This is a genomic window from Winogradskyella sp., assembly GCF_025210595.1.
Taxonomy (GTDB): Bacteria; Bacteroidota; Bacteroidia; order Flavobacteriales; family Flavobacteriaceae; genus Winogradskyella.
On record NZ_JAOARH010000048.1, the window covers coordinates 17,412 to 33,782 of the forward strand.

Sequence of the window (16,371 nt, forward strand, 5' to 3'; positions counted from 1 at the left end):
ATTTGAACCTAAACCAAAAGATAATGCGAGTTCTCAAATCTATTTTCATTCTATTATTAGTACTCACTTATAATTCTGCTAATGCACAATATACCGAAGTTATTAACTCTAATCGACCAGGTTTATCTGAGAGTGCTTTTTCGGTTGGTACTGGTATTGTTCAGTTTGAAGCTGGAGCTTTTACCGTAAAAGAAAAGCATACTCCCTTAAAATACGAAGTAGCTGGTTTTGGGCTAGACTTTTCTGTCCGTTATGGTTTTTTATTTGAAGAATTAGAGATTGCATTAGATGGTGTATATCAAAACGATAAAATTACTCAAAACAGTTCTCTTGTTCCATTTGAAGATAAACGCTCTAACTTTAGAAATTTTACGCTTGGCGCTAAATATCTAGTTTACGATCCATATAAAAATGCCGAAGAAGCTAAACCAAATTTATATAGCTACCATGCCAATAGAAAATTTCAGTGGAAATCACTAATACCAGCTGTTTCTATTTATGCTGGAGCAAATTTCGACACAAAAAACAATCCTTATACTGCGCCAGATGTTGAAGGTGTTAGCCCTAAAATAATGATTGCAACACAAAACAATTTTAATGGTGGATGGGTTTTTGTGATGAACTTAATCAAAGATAGAATTGGTTCTGAGTATTCGGACTTTCAATATATTTTTACTTTAACACATTCTTTTACTCCACAATGGGTAGTTTTTGGTGAAGCACAAGGGATAAACAGTGATTTTTATGCTGACAACATCTTTAGATTTGGTGGTGCTTATCTTTGGACTAAAGATTTTCAGTTAGATGCTAATATTGCTTTTAACACAAAAGACACACCTTCCGTTTTCAATATCGCCTTTGGAGCATCTTACCGCATAGATTTTCATAAGGATAAGAAAATTGACAATGGTAATGGCAATACAGGAAAATTCAAGAAAAAAAGAAAAAACAAAAAGAGAAAGAAGAAGAAAAAAGCAGATAATAACGATTCTGAAGGTTTATAAACTACTGCATGGTAACTGTTAAAGAAGCAACATCAAAAAAAGACTTAAAAACCTTTGTTAAGTTTACGTTTAAGCTTTACAAAGATTCTAAATATTGGGTTCCTCCAATTATTAAGCAAGAACTAGAAACATTCAATAAGGACAAAAATCCTATTTTTAAAGACGCTGAAGCACGTTTTTTTCTGGCTTATAAAAACAATGAAATTGTGGGTCGGATTGCTGCAATTGTTAATTGGCTAGAAATTAATAATCAGCAAATAAAAAAAATGCGTTTTGGCTGGTTTGATTTCATTGATGATCTTGAAGTCAGTAAAGCATTACTAGAAACTGTAGAGAATATAGGAAGAGAACATCAGTTAGAATATGCTGAAGGTCCTGTTGGATTTTCTAACTTAGATAAAGTTGGTGTAATGACTGAAGGTTTTGATAGCATTGCTCCTATGATAACTTGGTATAATCATCCATATTATATAAATCACTATATAGCACATGGCTATACTATTGAAAAACAGTATTCTGAAAGCAAATTCCCTTTTGAAAATGTTAAACCTGAAGCATTTAAAAAAGCACAAGAACTTATTAAACGAAGATATAAACTAAGAGCGTTACGTTTTACAAAAACAGAAGAGGTAATGCCTTATGCTGATAAGATGTTTGACTTATTTAATGAAAGTTATGCTTCTCTTTCATCATTTGTTGAAATTACTGATTTACAAAAAGAATATTTTAAAAGTAAGTTTATAAGTTTTGTAAACCCAGAATACATAAAATTTGTTATTGATGAAAATGATAAGCTTATTGGTTTTGCTATTGTAATGCCAAAGTTTGCTGAAGCTTTGCAAAAGGCAAAAGGGAAGTTATTTCCTATTGGGTTTAGCCATATTTTAAAAGCTAAAAAGAATAGTAAAGATGTGATCTTTTATTTAATTGGCATTCATCCAGATTATCAAAACAAAGGTGTACACGCTGTTATTTTTAATGAGTATTACGAAACTTTTACAAAAAAAGGTATACAAACCTGTTATAGAACACCAGAATTAGAGGATAATGAAGCTATACATAAGATATGGAAGCATTTTGATCCTAAGGTATATAAACGCCGAAAAACATTTAAAAAATATTTATAAAAAAACAGGCTTTGTGTATTACAAAGCCTGTTTTTTTTATATCACTTATTAGGAAAACTTATTCTCCCATCGCTGCAATTAATGCAGCCGACATTCTTTTATAAGTTCCGTTTTCAAGTCTATCTCTAATAGCATCAAAAGCGTCTAATGTTTCCTTTACATCTTCTAATGTATGCGTAGCTGTAGGAATCATTCTTAGCAAAATTAATCCTTTAGGTATTACAGGATAAACTACTATAGAACAGAATATTCCGTGATTCTCTCTTAAATCTTTAACTAAAGCCATTGCTTCAGGAATGCTACCTTTTAAATATACAGGAGTAACACAACTTTGCGTTGTTCCTATATCAAAACCACGCTCTTTTAAACCAGATTGCAATGCATTAACTATAGTCCAAAGGTTTTTCTTAAGCTCTGGCATAGTACGCAACATATCTAAACGCTTTAGTGCACCTACTACTAATTGCATCTGCAAAGATTTGGCAAACATTTGCGATCTTAGATTGTATTTTAAGTAATCTATTATTTCTTGATCACCAGCAATAAAAGCACCAGTACTAGCCATAGACTTTGCAAAAGTTGCGAAGTAAACATCTATATCGTCTTGCACACCTTGTTCCTCTCCTGCACCTGCACCAGTTTCACCTAATGTACCAAAACCATGAGCATCATCTACAAACAATCTAAAATTAAATTTCTTCTTAAGCGCAACAATTTCTTTTAAACGTCCTTGTTCGCCTCGCATACCAAAAACACCTTCAGAAATTACTAAAATACCACCTCCTGTTTGCTCTGCCATTTTGGTAGCACGCTCTAAGTTCTTTTCTAAACTATCTACATCATTATGCTTATATGTAAAACGCTTACCCATGTGCAAACGTACTCCGTCAATAATACAAGCATGAGCATCCACATCATAAACAATGATATCATCTTTTGAAACCAATGCATCTATTGTAGACACCATACCTTGGTATCCAAAATTTAGAAGGTAAGCAGCTTCTTTGTTTACAAACTCTGCTAATTCATTTTGTAATTGCTCGTGTAAATCTGTATGACCAGACATCATACGAGCACCCATTGGATAAGCAGATCCGTATTGTGCGGCTGCTTCAGCATCAACTTTTCTTACTTCGGGATGATTAGCTAAGCCTAAATAATCGTTAATACTCCATGTAATTACTTCTTTTCCTTGAAATTTCATTCTATTTGAAATCTCTCCTTCTAACTTGGGAAATACAAAGTAACCTTCTGCTTGTGCAGCCCATTTTCCTAACGGTCCTTTATCTCTGTAAATCTTTTCAAATAAATCCTTCATACGTTGCGTTTGCCATTAATCTAAAATCTATTTCACAAAAAAACAGAATAGATTGTAGTTATAATTTAGTTTTGTTAGTGTCAGCAAAATTAGGCATTATTATTATGACTGCATAATAATATTTTATCTAACTATTCACTAAGTTTTAAACATAAAAAAGCCTACCATATTGGCAGGCTAAATACTTAATATTTTATTATTATTTTATATACTCAATGGTTGTAGAAACTTCATTTTTAACATCAAAAAAGCCTTGATCTGCCATCCATTTATCGCTATAAATTTTACTCATGTATCTAGAGCCATGATCTGGAAAAACAACAACGACCTTGTCTGTTGGCTTAAATTCACCTTCTTCATTAAGTTGTTTTAAAGCTTGCATAGCTGCTCCACTAGTGTAACCAACAAAAAGCCCTTCGGTATTTGAGATCTCTCTTGCAGTATGTGCACTTTCTTCATCTGTAACTTTAACAAATCTATCAATAAGATCAAAATCTGTTGCTGTTGGTATTAAATTTTTACCTAAACCTTCTATTCTGTATGGGTAAATTTCTTTATCATCAAACTCTCTTGTTTCATGATATTTTTTTAATACTGAACCATACGCATCTACACCAATAATATTCACATTCTGGTTTTGTTCTTTTAAATACTTAGCTATACCAGAAATTGTACCACCTGTTCCACTACATGCTATTAAATGCGTTATTTCACCATTGGTTTGATTCCAGATTTCTGGTCCTGTAGTATTGTAATGTGCATCTATATTTAATTGGTTAAAATATTGATTGATATATACTGAACCTTTAATTTCTTCGTGAAGACGCTTAGCTACTTGGTAGTAAGATCTTGGATCATCTGCATTAACATGAGCTGGGCAAACATATACCTTAGCTCCCATAGATCTTAACATATCTATTTTATCTGCGGAAGATTTAGAACTTACTGCTAAAATACACTCATAGCCTTTAATGATACTAACCATGGCAACACTAAATCCTGTATTACCAGAAGTTGTTTCAATAATGGTATCGCCAGGCGTTAAAATACCTTGGCGTTCTGCTTCTTCTATAATGTGTAATGCAATTCTGTCTTTTGAAGAGTGACCTGGATTAAATGCTTCTACTTTAGCATAAAAGTCGCCATCGAAGTTGGCTGTCATTCTGTTTAACTTGATAAGAGGTGTATTACCTATAATTTGTAATACATTATCAAATACATTTTTGCTTTTGTCCATAAATGCTATTTAACAAGTGTGATAAACACACTTTAAAACCTCGCAAAATTAATACTTTTTTTTTAAATCAACTTGAAATACCTTCTAAATCTAATAGAAAAGCAAATTCTTCTGCGTCTTCTTTAATGCTTTCAAAACGACCAGAAGCACCACCATGTCCTGCATCCATATTAGTTTTTAAATAAAGTTTATTAGAATCGGTCTTCATTTCTCTTAATTTTGCAACCCACTTAGCGGGTTCCCAATATTGTACCTGAGAATCGTGCAAACCTGCTGTAACCAGCATATTTGGATAATCCTTTTCTTGTATATTATCATATGGTGAATAAGACTTCATATAGTTATAAAACTCTTTTTCATTAGGATTTCCCCATTCATCATACTCGCCTGTTGTTAGTGGAATTGAATCATCTAGCATTGTCGTTACCACATCTACAAAAGGAACTGCTGCCACTACCCCATTATATAACTCTGGAGCTTTGTTAATTATTGCTCCCATTAATAAACCACCAGCGCTTCCTCCCATTGCATAAAGATGCATAGAAGACGTGTATTTTTTGCTAATTAAATGCTTAGAACAAGCTATAAAATCAGTAAATGTATTCTTCTTCTTTAATAGTTTTCCTTCCTCATACCATTGACGACCTAAATATTCACCACCTCGTATATGTGCAATAACATAAATAAAACCTCTATCGAGCAAACTTAATCTAATGGTTGAAAAATATGGGTCTACAGTAGAGCCATAACTTCCGTAAGCGTATTGTAACAACGGATTGCTTCCATCTTTTTTTATACCTTTCTTATAGACTAAAGACATTGGGATTTTTGTACCATCTTCTGCTTTTGCCCAAATACGTTCTGATGCATAATTATCTTTATTAAATTTTCCACCTAAAACTTCTTGCTCTTTTAAAACTGTTTTAGTTTTTGTACGCATATTAAATTCAATAACAGAAGAAGGTGTTGTTAGAGAATTATAACCATATCGTAATAATTCAGTATCAAAATCTACATTTGTACTTGTGTAAGCTGTATAGGTTTCATTATCGAAGGGCAAGTAATAATCTTCTGTATTATCCCAACGCATAATTCTTATTTTATTAAGCCCATTATCGCGCTCGCTCACTACTAAATAATCCTTAAAAATATCTATATTTTCAATAAGAACATGCTCTCTATGCTCCATTACTTCTTCCCAGTTTTTCATAGTTCTATCGTTCTCTGGGCATTTCATTAGCTTAAAATTGATGGCTTTATCTTTATTGGTTAGAATATAGAAACAACCATTATAATGAGCTATACTATATTCTAATCCTCTTACACGTGGTTGAAAGACTTCAAATTTATCATCAGGATTGTTAGCGTTAAGTATATGATATTCGTTTGTTAAAGTGCTGTAACATGCTATTATAATATACTTTCTAGATTTAGACTTATAAACTGCGGTGCCAAAAGTATCATCCTTTTCTTCAAACACAAGCTCATCTTCTTTCTTCTCACCTAATTTGTGCTTATAGATTTGATAAGCTCTAAGTGTAATTTCATCCTTTTTGGTATAAAACAATGTTTTATTATCATTAGCCCAACTCGATGAACCTGTTGTATTATCAATTCTATCTGTTGCTACTTTATGCGTCTTTGTATCTTTAATGTAGATAGTATATTGTCTTCTTCCACTAGTATCTATTCCATAAGACACCAATTTATTATCTGGACTTATACTAATACCTACTAATTTAAAATAACTATGATCTTTAGCCATTTCATTACAGTCGAATAAAAGCTCTTCAGGATTATCAAGGGTGTCTTTTTTTCTGGAATAAATAGGATAATCCTTGCCTTTTTCAAACTTGGTGATGTACCAATAACCATTATACTTGTATGGTACTGAGGAATCATCTTCTTTAATTCTGGCTTTCATTTCTTCAAATAAATCTTTCTGAAAGACTTTTGTATGAACCATTTGAGAATCGCAATAAGAATTCTCAGCATTAAGATATTCAATTACGTCTGGTTGATCTCTATCATTCATCCAGAAATAATTATCTATTCTAATATCATTGTGTTTTTCTAATTGATGTGGAATCTTTTTTGCAGATGGTGGGTTATCGCTTAAGGTCTTTGCCATGTGTTTTATGAAAAATTTAATCTGAAAAGTGGCGCAATTTACTAATTTTGCTTTGTAATTTTTAAAAAGATAAAATATATGTTTGGAGATATGATGGGCATGATGGGTAAATTAAAAGAAGCTCAGAAAAAAGTTGAAGAAACTAAAGAACGCCTTAATACTGTACTAATTGATGAAGCTAGTAGTGATAATAAACTTAAAGTGACTATTACTGCCAATAGAACACTTAAATCAATTACTATTGATGATGAATTGTTACAAGACAAAGAAATGCTAGAAGACTATTTAATTCTTACCCTAAATAAAGCTATAGAAAAAGCCACAAGTGTTAACGAGTCTGAAATTGCTGCTGTTGCAAAAGAAGGTATGCCTAACATTCCTGGTATGGATATGTTTAAGTAATAATTATTATAACTTATTAAGTATATCTAATAATATTTCATGCTTATTATTGTCATAATCTAGATGTGTTACCATTCTTAGCTTATTGCTTCCCATGCCAATAATAAGTATGTTTTTTTCTTTGAGTTGATTTAAAAAATCTATCTCATTTATATTATTATTCAATTCAAAAATAACGATATTAGTTTCTATAGGCTCTACTGTTTTTATAAACGACAATTTAGATAAAACATCTCCTATTTCTTTCGCCTTTTTATGATCTTCGTTAAGTCGTTCTATGTGATTATCTAAAGCATAAAGTCCTGCTGCAGCCAAATAACCTACTTGTCGCATTCCACCACCAAGAATTTTCCTAACACGTAATGCCCCTTTCATTAACTCTTTTTTTCCTAAAAGAACAGAGCCCACAGGACACCCTAAGCCTTTGCTTAAGCATACTGAGATTGTATCAAACAGCTCACCATATTGCTTAGGATTTTCATTTTTAGCAATAAAAGCATTCCATAATCTTGCTCCATCTAAATGATAGCCTAAATTATGTTTATTGGCTACTTCTCTAATTCGTTTTAGCTCATCAAAATCCCAACAAGCACCTCCTCCTTTGTTTGTTGTATTTTCAATAGCAATTAATGATGTTAATGGACTATGATAAAAATCTGGCGGATTAATTGCTTCCTCTGCTTGCTTTGCTGTAAACATGCCTCTATGACCATCAATTAGCTTACACGATATCCCACTATTAAATGATGCTCCTCCTCCTTCATAGTTATATATATGCGCATATTTATCACAAATTACTTGTTCACCTGGATTAGTGTGTAGTTTTAAAGCTGCTTGATTAGCCATACTTCCAGTAGGAAAAAACAAAGCTTCATCTACACCAAACATCTTTGCTAGTCGCTTTTCTAAAGCATTAATAGATGGGTCTTCTTTATAAACATCATCACCAACTTCTGCAGATAGCATGGCATCTAACATGCCTTTTGTTGGCTTAGTTACTGTATCACTTCTTAAATCTATAATCATAGTTATCCAATCAATAGGCTAAAAGTAATACAAACTACTATAATTAGAACTTATTCTTAAAAACTTTTGTAGCTATAATATTATTAGTTCTCCAGAAAAATTTACACAGCAACACTAAAGGATCTTTAAGAATAAATCGCAATGGTGTATGCTTTTTAACGAAACTAATTTTAAAAATAAAGAAAGGATTATGTATTAGTTTTTTCATTAAAGCTTTAAGATGTAGAAAAGTACCTTCTTTTACTTTATTAAACTCAATCTTTTGATGATTTGAAGATAAATAATATAAATACGGGAAGTTTACACCTGCTAAAGCAGAAGCCTCTGTATTTAACCAAAACCTTGGGTTAATTTCAATAACTTTATAATCTTGAGTTTTTTTATCAAATCTAAAATCTATATTAGCAACACCAGACCAATTCAAACTCTTCATTAAACTTTTCATTAATTTCAACAGAGCTTCATCTTCAAAAAAAACAAACTCATGCTGAGGTGCTACTTTACAATATTTATCTTCAGATGTTTTTTGCATTGTATAAGCTTGAATTTCTCCATTACAGCACAAAACATTACAAGTTACATCATACCCATCTATAAATTCTTGTAGTAAGATGTTCTCACAATTATTGTTTATTTGTTTGTACTCTGTAAGCTCCTTTTCATTATTTATATACATTACTCCCATACCTCCATTAAACCCAAAGGTTGGTTTTGCAATTAAAGGATAGTCTAACTCAACATCATTTCTAGCTTTTGAATCTATAATAATGCTCTTCGGACTTGGCAAACCATTAGATTTAAGGTGTAAATACAACAAATCTTTATGCAACGCTTTATTAAAATCTGAAAGCTCTGGTAATAAAGCAAGCTTAGATTTGTTTACAAGAAACTGCTTGTTTTCTAAAATTCGCTTAGCACTTACATCAAAAATTGGCATTATAACATCTATATCATAATCATTAACAATTGTGTCTATCTTTTGTATCCATGTTTCATCACTTTTCGGTGAATAATAAATAAACTTATCAATAAACCTCGAATATTTAAAACAATTATTATTAAGAGAAAACTTAAAGTATTTACCCTTGTGAGAAGACAACACATAAACTTTAATCTTTTTTATAAGTGATAAACTATAAACCACATTAGACAGCAAAGTAGATTCGCCATCTGGAATTAAAACAGATATAGTATTATGATTATATTTCATTTAATTTGGGTGTAGAAGCATCAATTACTTTCAACTTCTCTTATTAAGCACATCAAAAGTAAATACATTAGAAATCAATCAAAAGTTTCTTCGATTAATTGAGCACTTATCTAGACCACTTATTTAAAACATCAAAAATAGTACGAAAATTCTTTGTAGAATAACTCTAACACCCTTATAACGATAGAATATGACTTTCGTCTATTAATCTAAAAAAAAACATGTTTCAACAACTTTTTAACGAGATAACAATTATAACAAATACTTTTACAGCATTATTAAAATGCTATTAACCTTTAATTTAAAATTATGAAACAATTTACTAAATTGTCATTACTGTTAGTGCTTATAATCTTTGCGTCTTGCCAAAGCGAAAGCACTCAAGACAATGGCGAACAACAACAAGCCGAATTAAGATTTGACGAAAGAGGCATGGTTGTATCTGATGGTGAAGAAGACAAAGAATTAACCTTTAACGGAAAAAGCGAAGAGCTAGCAACATCATTCACTGTAGCTCAAAGAGGTGGTGGTCACCATGGTGGTGATAACGGAAATGACGATTATTCAGATTGTACTCCAGATTTACTTGATACTGGTTACAACACAACTGTAAACATTGAAGTTATAGATAAGCCTGGTACAAATGGCTACTTTGACATTTCAATTGATGGTGCTGATATTGTACAAGCGTACTGTTCTGATAGATTACCTAGCCTTGGTGCTGATGATGATTTCATTGATTTTACAGTAATTTCTAGTTATGATACGGCTATTTTAGCTGGTGGAGCTTTTGAAGATGTTTATACAAACCCTCAAAATTTTGACAAAGTAAACTGGATATTAAACAACATTGATATCAGTGCAGAATCTCAGTACAAATATGGTCATGTACAGTATGCTATTTGGAAACTTATTGAAGGTCCATATAATAATGACTTTACAGACTTTTTAACTCCTATCCCAGGTGATTGGAATAAAGTTATCGATAATGCTTTAGGTGATGAAATCTATGATGCTGCTGTAGCAAATGGTGAAGGATACACACCTGGTTGTGGTGAAAAAGTAGGTTTACTTCTTATTCCTGCAGATTATCACAATGTACAAGCTTTATTAATCTCTAAAGAGATTCCTGCACCAGAATGTAATGATTGTGTTGGAAAGGTAAACCAAATTACATTTAAGTGGGACTGGCCAAACGATTACAGAGTTAGATTATATCAACGTCATGAGAATACTTGCTACGCTACTAAGATATTTGATGGTGTTGTAGGTTTAGATGACGAAATGTCTGTAAGTGGTGCTAATTCAAATGGTACTTTTGGTAAGTGGATTTACGTTTACGTAGGTAACTGCTACTACACTAAGTTTAAAACTAACTGTCACTTAAACATAGGACCAGGCTATAAGCGTGGTGTTGTAGAAGTAGTTAGCGGAACAAGTACTTTAGGTGGAGAATTATGTGAGTATGAGCCGCCAACATACTGGTGCTGGTGGTGGTAATCAGTAACTGATACTCTTACATAGAATGATTAAAAACCGCTTAAATTATTTATTAAGCGGTTTTCTTTTTTTAATAAAACCTATTCTTTATAGAAGAACTTATCATTTTTACATACTATTTTTAATTACTGGATAATTTTCTTTCATTTCGTATTAGAAAATTTTCAAACTAAAAAAATCATGTACTTTTGCAAAAACACTAAAATTTATGATAACATCAGATCAAATAAAAGATCTTAACTCCCGTCTAGACATACTTAGACAGTATCTTTGACTTAGACGCAAAACTCATAGAAATCACTAACGAAGAGGAACAAACTTTCGATCCTAATTTCTGGAATGACTCTAAAAAAGCCGAACAGATTATGAAATCTATTCGTGAGAAAAAAAGTTGGGTCAATGATTATAATACTGCCAAATCATTTTATGAAGATTTAGAAGTCATTTATGAGTTCTACAAAGAAGATGAAGCACCTCTCGAGAATGTAGAAGCTCATTTTGAAAAGGCTATAAATGCTATTGAAAAACTCGAATTTAAAAACATGCTATCAGAAGAAGGTGATAATCTTAGTGCAGTCTTACAAATTACAGCCGGAGCTGGAGGAACCGAATCTTGCGATTGGGCAAGCATGCTAATGCGTATGTATTTAATGTATGCTGAGAAAAACGGTTTTAAAGTAAAAGAGCTCAACCATCAAGAAGGTGATGTTGCTGGTATAAAAACAGTAACTCTAGAGATTGAAGGTGACTATGCCTTTGGTTGGCTAAAGGGTGAAAATGGCGTTCACCGTTTAGTGAGAATCTCCCCTTTTGACAGTAATGCCAAACGTCACACCAGTTTTGCTTCGGTTTACGTTTATCCAATGGTAGACGATTCTATAGAAATCGAAATTAACCCTTCAGACTTAGAAATCACAACAGCACGTTCTAGTGGTGCAGGTGGACAAAATGTAAATAAAGTTGAAACTAAAGTTCAGCTTTTGCATAAGCCCACAGGTATTCAAATTCAATGTTCTGAAACTAGATCGCAACACGATAACCGTGCTAGAGCATTACAAATGCTTAAATCGCAATTGTACGAAATCGAGTTACAAAAACAAATGGCACAACGCGACGATATTGAAGCTGGTAAAATGAAAATTGAATGGGGAAGCCAAATTAGGAACTACGTAATGCACCCATACAAGCTTGTAAAAGACGTACGTACAGCTCACGAAACTGGCAATGTAGATGCCGTTATGGATGGCGGTTTAGAACCTTTTTTAAAGTCATATCTTATGATGATGGGACAAAAAGAAGAAAACTCAGAACAGCTTTAAATGAAAAAAATTGACACAGTAATCTTCGATCTTGGAGGAGTCCTTATAGACTGGAATCCAGAATATCTCTACTTAGATGTTTTTAATGGCGATAGAGAAAAAATGCAATGGTTTTTCGATAATATTTGTACCACTGATTGGAATGAAAATCAGGATGCAGGCTACCCTTTACAAAAAGCAACAGAAGAACGCATAGCATTATTTCCTGAACAAGAAGAGTTAATACGCATGTATTATGGTCGTTGGGAAAAAATGCTTGGAGGCGCTATTGATGGTACAGTTTCCATTCTTAAAAATCTCATTGAACATCCGAATTACAAAGTAGTCGCACTTACCAATTGGAGTCACGAAACGTTTCCTATTGCTTTAGAGCGTTTCAATTTTTTACATTGGCTTGAAGGCATTGTGGTTTCAGGTGAAGAAAAGACCAGAAAGCCTTTTAAAGATATTTATGAAATTACCTTAAACCGCTTTAACATTACACCTGAAAATGCTGTTTTTATAGATGACAATCTTAGAAACATTAAAGCTGCTGAAGCCTTAGATATAAATGGCATACATTTTGAATCTTCTGAGAAGTTAATCGATCAGTTAAAAACATTAGAAATTAGTCTTTAAAACTATGATAACAATATACCATAACCCAAGATGCTCAAAATCTAGAGAAGGGTTAGAATTATTAGAAAAATCTGGAAAAACATTTGAGGTTGTAAAATATCTCGAAGATAACCTTACAAAAGAAGACTTAGAAACCATTATAATCAAATTAGGCATACAACCAATTGATCTGGTTCGTAAAAACGAAGCCATCTGGAAATCGGATTATAAAGGTAAAAACCTATCCGACAAACAAGTCATAGATGCTATGATTACAAACCCTAAACTGATTGAACGACCAATTGTCGTTAATGGCAGCAAAGCTGTAATAGGCAGACCAAAAGAGTCAATATCAAAAATTATATAAGTATTAATAAATATCTTTAACATATTATAAAACTCATTAAGATGAAACGATTAATTCTAATAGCCTTTGCTCTATTTCTAGGATTTAGTACTAGTGCGCAAATACAACGAAATCGTAATAGAATTCCTCAGGCTAATAATGAACCTTCACAGGCTGATATTGAAAAAAGAAAACGTGAAATAGAGGTTCAAAAAGCAAAATATATCCAAAACTTCTTATCAACTTTAGAAGCAGACGATTTTCAGAAAGAAATCATAAAACAATACCTCAACTCATATTTCGATGAAAGAAAAAAACTCTTAAAAGTAAAATACGAAAGAAGTTTTGAAAGACAAGATGCCATTAAAAAACTTAACGAAACCCATTTTAAAGAACTCGAAGAATTGATTTCTAAAAATGATATGTCTAAAATAAAAGAGATGGTAAATGGTAATTTTGACGAAAAAGAAGTAAAAAAGGAAAAGAAGAAGAAGAAGAAGAGAAAACGCAAAAACAAAAATTGAGATTAACCTTTCTCTGTAATTAATAATGGTGTATTTTTCTTTAACATAAGATTAACCTTATGCAGCACAAGTAAAAGTATTTTTACGCATCTAAAAAGCGTAAAATCCAACTACTTGTAATGAAACTAAACATTCTTTTTACACTAATTCTATTATTTATATTTTCAATATCTTTTGCTCAAAAAGATATAAAAATTGAAGGTAAAGTTGTTGAAGAAGACACAAACATACCTCTTGAATATGCTACAATAACACTTAAAGCCGTGTCTAGTAACAAAGTAATAACAGGTGGTATTACAGATAGTAAAGGTAAATTTAGTATAGAAGTCCCTACAGGAGTTTACAACATTTTTGTAGAATACATTTCATACAAAGCCAAAGAATACTTAAACAAATCCCTAACAAAATCTATTAACTTAGGAACTGTAAGTTTAGCTTTAGATGTGGCTTCATTAGAAGAAGTTACTGTTACCGCAGAACGCACTACAGTAGAAATAAAACTAGATAAAAAAATCTATAATGTAGGTAAAGACCTCACAGTTAGAGGAGGAACCGTTAGTGATGTACTAGATAACGTACCTTCTGTTTCTGTAGATGTAGAAGGTAACGTAGCTTTACGTGGCAATGACGATGTTAGGATTCTTATCAATGGCAAACCATCTGGCTTAGTTGGTTTAAATTCTACTGATGCTCTACGTCAGTTACCTGCCGAATCTATTGAAAAAGTAGAAGTAATTACATCACCATCTGCACGTTATGATGCTGAAGGCACAGCTGGAATTTTAAATATTATTTTAAGACGAAGTAAACTACAAGGGCTTAACGGAGCAGTTACAGTAAACGGAGGTTACCCATGGCAGGCTGGTGTTTCTGGAAACATTAACTACAGAACAGGTGATTTAAATTTTTTTAATACATCTGGGTACAGTTACAGAGAAGTTCCTGGAAATTCATTTACCAAAACCGAATTTTTTAATGATGATGACCCAAATACTTTTTCTACTGAAGATAGAGATTTTGATCGCATTCGTAAAGGACTAAATACTAATTTTGGTTTAGAATGGTATGTTAATGAAACTTCGTCTATTACTACTTCAATAGTGTATAGAAATAGCGACAATGAAAGTAACACTTCTAATAACACATTGTTAGTGGATGAAAATGGCACTACTTTAGAACATTTTCTAAGAAGAGATCCAGAACTAGAAGATGATAGAAATGTACAATATTCATTAAATTATGATAAACAGTTTAATGGAGATAGTCAGCATAAATTAACATTCGCATTTCAATATGAAGATAGCCAAGAAGTAGAAGAATCATTTATAGTCAATGAATCTTTTACAAACAACTCAGCTCCTATAGATGAACATGTAATAACAGACGAAAATCAAGAAGAAATTCTTCTTCAATTAGATTATGTAAAACCTGTTGGTGAAAATGGACAATTTGAATTAGGTTATCGTGGACAGTTTCAAAATCTTAATACCGATTTTTTAGTAGAACAATTTGATGACAACACCAATAGCTTTGTAAATAACACTGGTTTAACCAACAACCTAGATTTCACACAACACATCAATGCGTTTTACTCTCAATATGGCAATAAAATAGGAGAAAAATTTTCCTACCTTTTAGGATTACGCTATGAAAGTACAAGAATCACTATAGATCAAGCCACTAGTGGTGATTTTAATAAAAAAGATTTCCAACAACTATTCCCAACAGTTAATTTAGCTTATGAAATTTCAGAAAAAGAGAACTTTACACTTGGGTATAATAGAAGAATTAGACGGCCACGCTCTAGGTTTTTAAATCCATTTCCATCAAGAAGTAGCCCTACAAATTTATTTCAAGGTAACCCTAACTTAAATCCAAGTATATCTGATGCTTTTGATATTGGTTATTTAAATAAATTAGGAAAGCTTACGCTTAATGGCTCTGTATATTATCAACATGCTAAAAACATCTTTAGCTTTGTGCGACGAACTACAGGAGAAACAGTAAATGTAGGTGGTTCTGAAATTCCTATAACAGCAAGAGGTCCAGTAAATTTAGCAACTAACGATCGTTATGGTGGTGAAATAACAGCAACTTATAGACCAAATAAAAAATTTAACCTTAACGCCAATATTAACCTATTTCACTCAGTAACTAAAGGTGTTTTTGAAGATCAAGATTTTGGTGCAGAAAACTTTAGTTGGTTTGCACGTTTAAACTCAAAATATACATTACCTGCCAATATAGAATGGCAAACACGTATGTTTTATAGAGGACCAAGTGAAAACGCTCAAAATAAAAGAAAAGGTATTTTTTCTACAGATTTAGCTTTTAGCAAAGATTTATTTAAGGATAAAGCGTCACTGGCACTTAGAATAAGTGATGTTTTTAATATTAGAAAATTTCGTAGCGAATCATCTACTCCTACATTTAGAGACGATAATGAGTTTCAGTGGAGAGAACGTTCCTTCAATCTAAGCTTTACCTATCGCTTTAACCAGAAGAAACAACGTAATCGTAATGGTCGTGGTGGTAATGGAGGTGATTTTGATTTTGAAGGCTAACAACTATACCATTTTAGCAACAAATATGACACTTCTCATGTGTTAGGCTTTATTTTTTAGCTAAAT

At 32.1% G+C, this 16,371-nt stretch carries 14 protein-coding genes; 9 read left to right on the forward strand and 5 right to left on the reverse strand.

Annotation, left to right across the window (positions count from 1 at the left end):
- The first annotated feature begins 23 nt into the window (after positions 1 to 23).
- Entirely contained in the window at positions 24 to 1,004 is a 981-nt protein-coding gene (locus N4A42_RS05380; protein WP_294070996.1) for a transporter, read from the forward strand.
- Positions 1,005 to 1,012: 8 nt separating this feature from the next.
- Entirely contained in the window at positions 1,013 to 2,131 is a 1,119-nt protein-coding gene (locus N4A42_RS05385) for a GNAT family N-acetyltransferase (RefSeq protein ID WP_294070999.1), read from the forward strand.
- Between the two features lie 58 nt (positions 2,132 to 2,189).
- On the opposite strand, the gene N4A42_RS05390 is transcribed toward N4A42_RS05385, so the two are convergent.
- The 3 genes from N4A42_RS05390 to N4A42_RS05400 all read right to left on the reverse strand — a co-directional run bounded on the left by N4A42_RS05390 (position 2,190) and on the right by N4A42_RS05400 (position 6,817).
- Positions 2,190 to 3,449: an aminotransferase class I/II-fold pyridoxal phosphate-dependent enzyme gene (locus tag N4A42_RS05390; RefSeq protein ID WP_294071002.1), complete on the reverse strand. Its 1,260-nt coding sequence runs from the start codon at positions 3,447 to 3,449 to the stop codon at positions 2,190 to 2,192.
- 199 nt (positions 3,450 to 3,648) lie between these two features.
- The gene (locus N4A42_RS05395) at positions 3,649 to 4,686 is read right to left on the reverse strand and encodes a PLP-dependent cysteine synthase family protein (RefSeq protein ID WP_294071005.1); all 1,038 of its coding nucleotides are present in this window, start codon (positions 4,684 to 4,686) and stop codon (positions 3,649 to 3,651) included.
- A gap of 67 nt (positions 4,687 to 4,753) precedes the next feature.
- Complete coding sequence (locus tag N4A42_RS05400; protein ID WP_294071008.1) at positions 4,754 to 6,817, reverse strand: S9 family peptidase; 2,064 nt, start codon at positions 6,815 to 6,817, stop codon at positions 4,754 to 4,756.
- A gap of 78 nt (positions 6,818 to 6,895) precedes the next feature.
- Here N4A42_RS05400 and N4A42_RS05405 point away from each other — a divergent pair, with 78 nt between their 5' ends.
- Positions 6,896 to 7,219 (forward strand): YbaB/EbfC family nucleoid-associated protein, encoded by a 324-nt coding sequence (locus N4A42_RS05405; protein WP_294071010.1) that lies wholly within the window; start codon positions 6,896 to 6,898, stop codon positions 7,217 to 7,219.
- 6 nt (positions 7,220 to 7,225) lie between these two features.
- Here the strand turns inward: N4A42_RS05405 and N4A42_RS05410 are convergent, their stop codons facing one another.
- Positions 7,226 to 8,245 (reverse strand): low specificity L-threonine aldolase, encoded by a 1,020-nt coding sequence (locus tag N4A42_RS05410; RefSeq protein ID WP_294071013.1) that lies wholly within the window; start codon positions 8,243 to 8,245, stop codon positions 7,226 to 7,228.
- Between the two features lie 43 nt (positions 8,246 to 8,288).
- Positions 8,289 to 9,455 (reverse strand): ATP-grasp domain-containing protein, encoded by a 1,167-nt coding sequence (locus tag N4A42_RS05415; RefSeq protein WP_294071017.1) that lies wholly within the window; start codon positions 9,453 to 9,455, stop codon positions 8,289 to 8,291.
- A gap of 309 nt (positions 9,456 to 9,764) precedes the next feature.
- Here N4A42_RS05415 and N4A42_RS05420 point away from each other — a divergent pair, with 309 nt between their 5' ends.
- The 6 genes from N4A42_RS05420 to N4A42_RS05445 all read left to right on the forward strand — a co-directional run bounded on the left by N4A42_RS05420 (position 9,765) and on the right by N4A42_RS05445 (position 16,305).
- A complete protein-coding gene (locus N4A42_RS05420) occupies positions 9,765 to 10,955 on the forward strand; it encodes a hypothetical protein (RefSeq protein WP_294071020.1) in 1,191 nt (396 codons plus the stop codon).
- Positions 10,956 to 11,163: 208 nt separating this feature from the next.
- Positions 11,164 to 12,274, forward strand: a protein-coding gene (gene prfB, locus N4A42_RS05425; RefSeq protein WP_294071023.1) for a peptide chain release factor 2 whose coding sequence is annotated in 2 segments (ribosomal slippage) — positions 11,164 to 11,226 and positions 11,228 to 12,274 — 1,110 coding nt in all. Because the reading frame shifts where the segments join, the coding sequence is not laid out codon by codon here.
- The gene (locus N4A42_RS05430; RefSeq protein WP_294071027.1) at positions 12,275 to 12,892 is read left to right on the forward strand and encodes an HAD family phosphatase; all 618 of its coding nucleotides are present in this window, start codon (positions 12,275 to 12,277) and stop codon (positions 12,890 to 12,892) included. It abuts the gene before it with no gap.
- A gap of 4 nt (positions 12,893 to 12,896) precedes the next feature.
- Positions 12,897 to 13,238 carry an arsenate reductase (glutaredoxin) gene (arsC, locus tag N4A42_RS05435; protein WP_294071030.1) on the forward strand — a complete coding sequence of 114 codons (342 nt, stop codon included), beginning with the start codon at positions 12,897 to 12,899 and terminating at the stop codon, positions 13,236 to 13,238.
- 41 nt (positions 13,239 to 13,279) lie between these two features.
- A complete protein-coding gene (locus N4A42_RS05440; RefSeq protein WP_294071032.1) occupies positions 13,280 to 13,741 on the forward strand; it encodes a hypothetical protein in 462 nt (153 codons plus the stop codon).
- A gap of 119 nt (positions 13,742 to 13,860) precedes the next feature.
- Positions 13,861 to 16,305 (forward strand): TonB-dependent receptor, encoded by a 2,445-nt coding sequence (locus tag N4A42_RS05445; RefSeq protein ID WP_294071035.1) that lies wholly within the window; start codon positions 13,861 to 13,863, stop codon positions 16,303 to 16,305.
- Positions 16,306 to 16,371 lie beyond the last annotated feature (66 nt).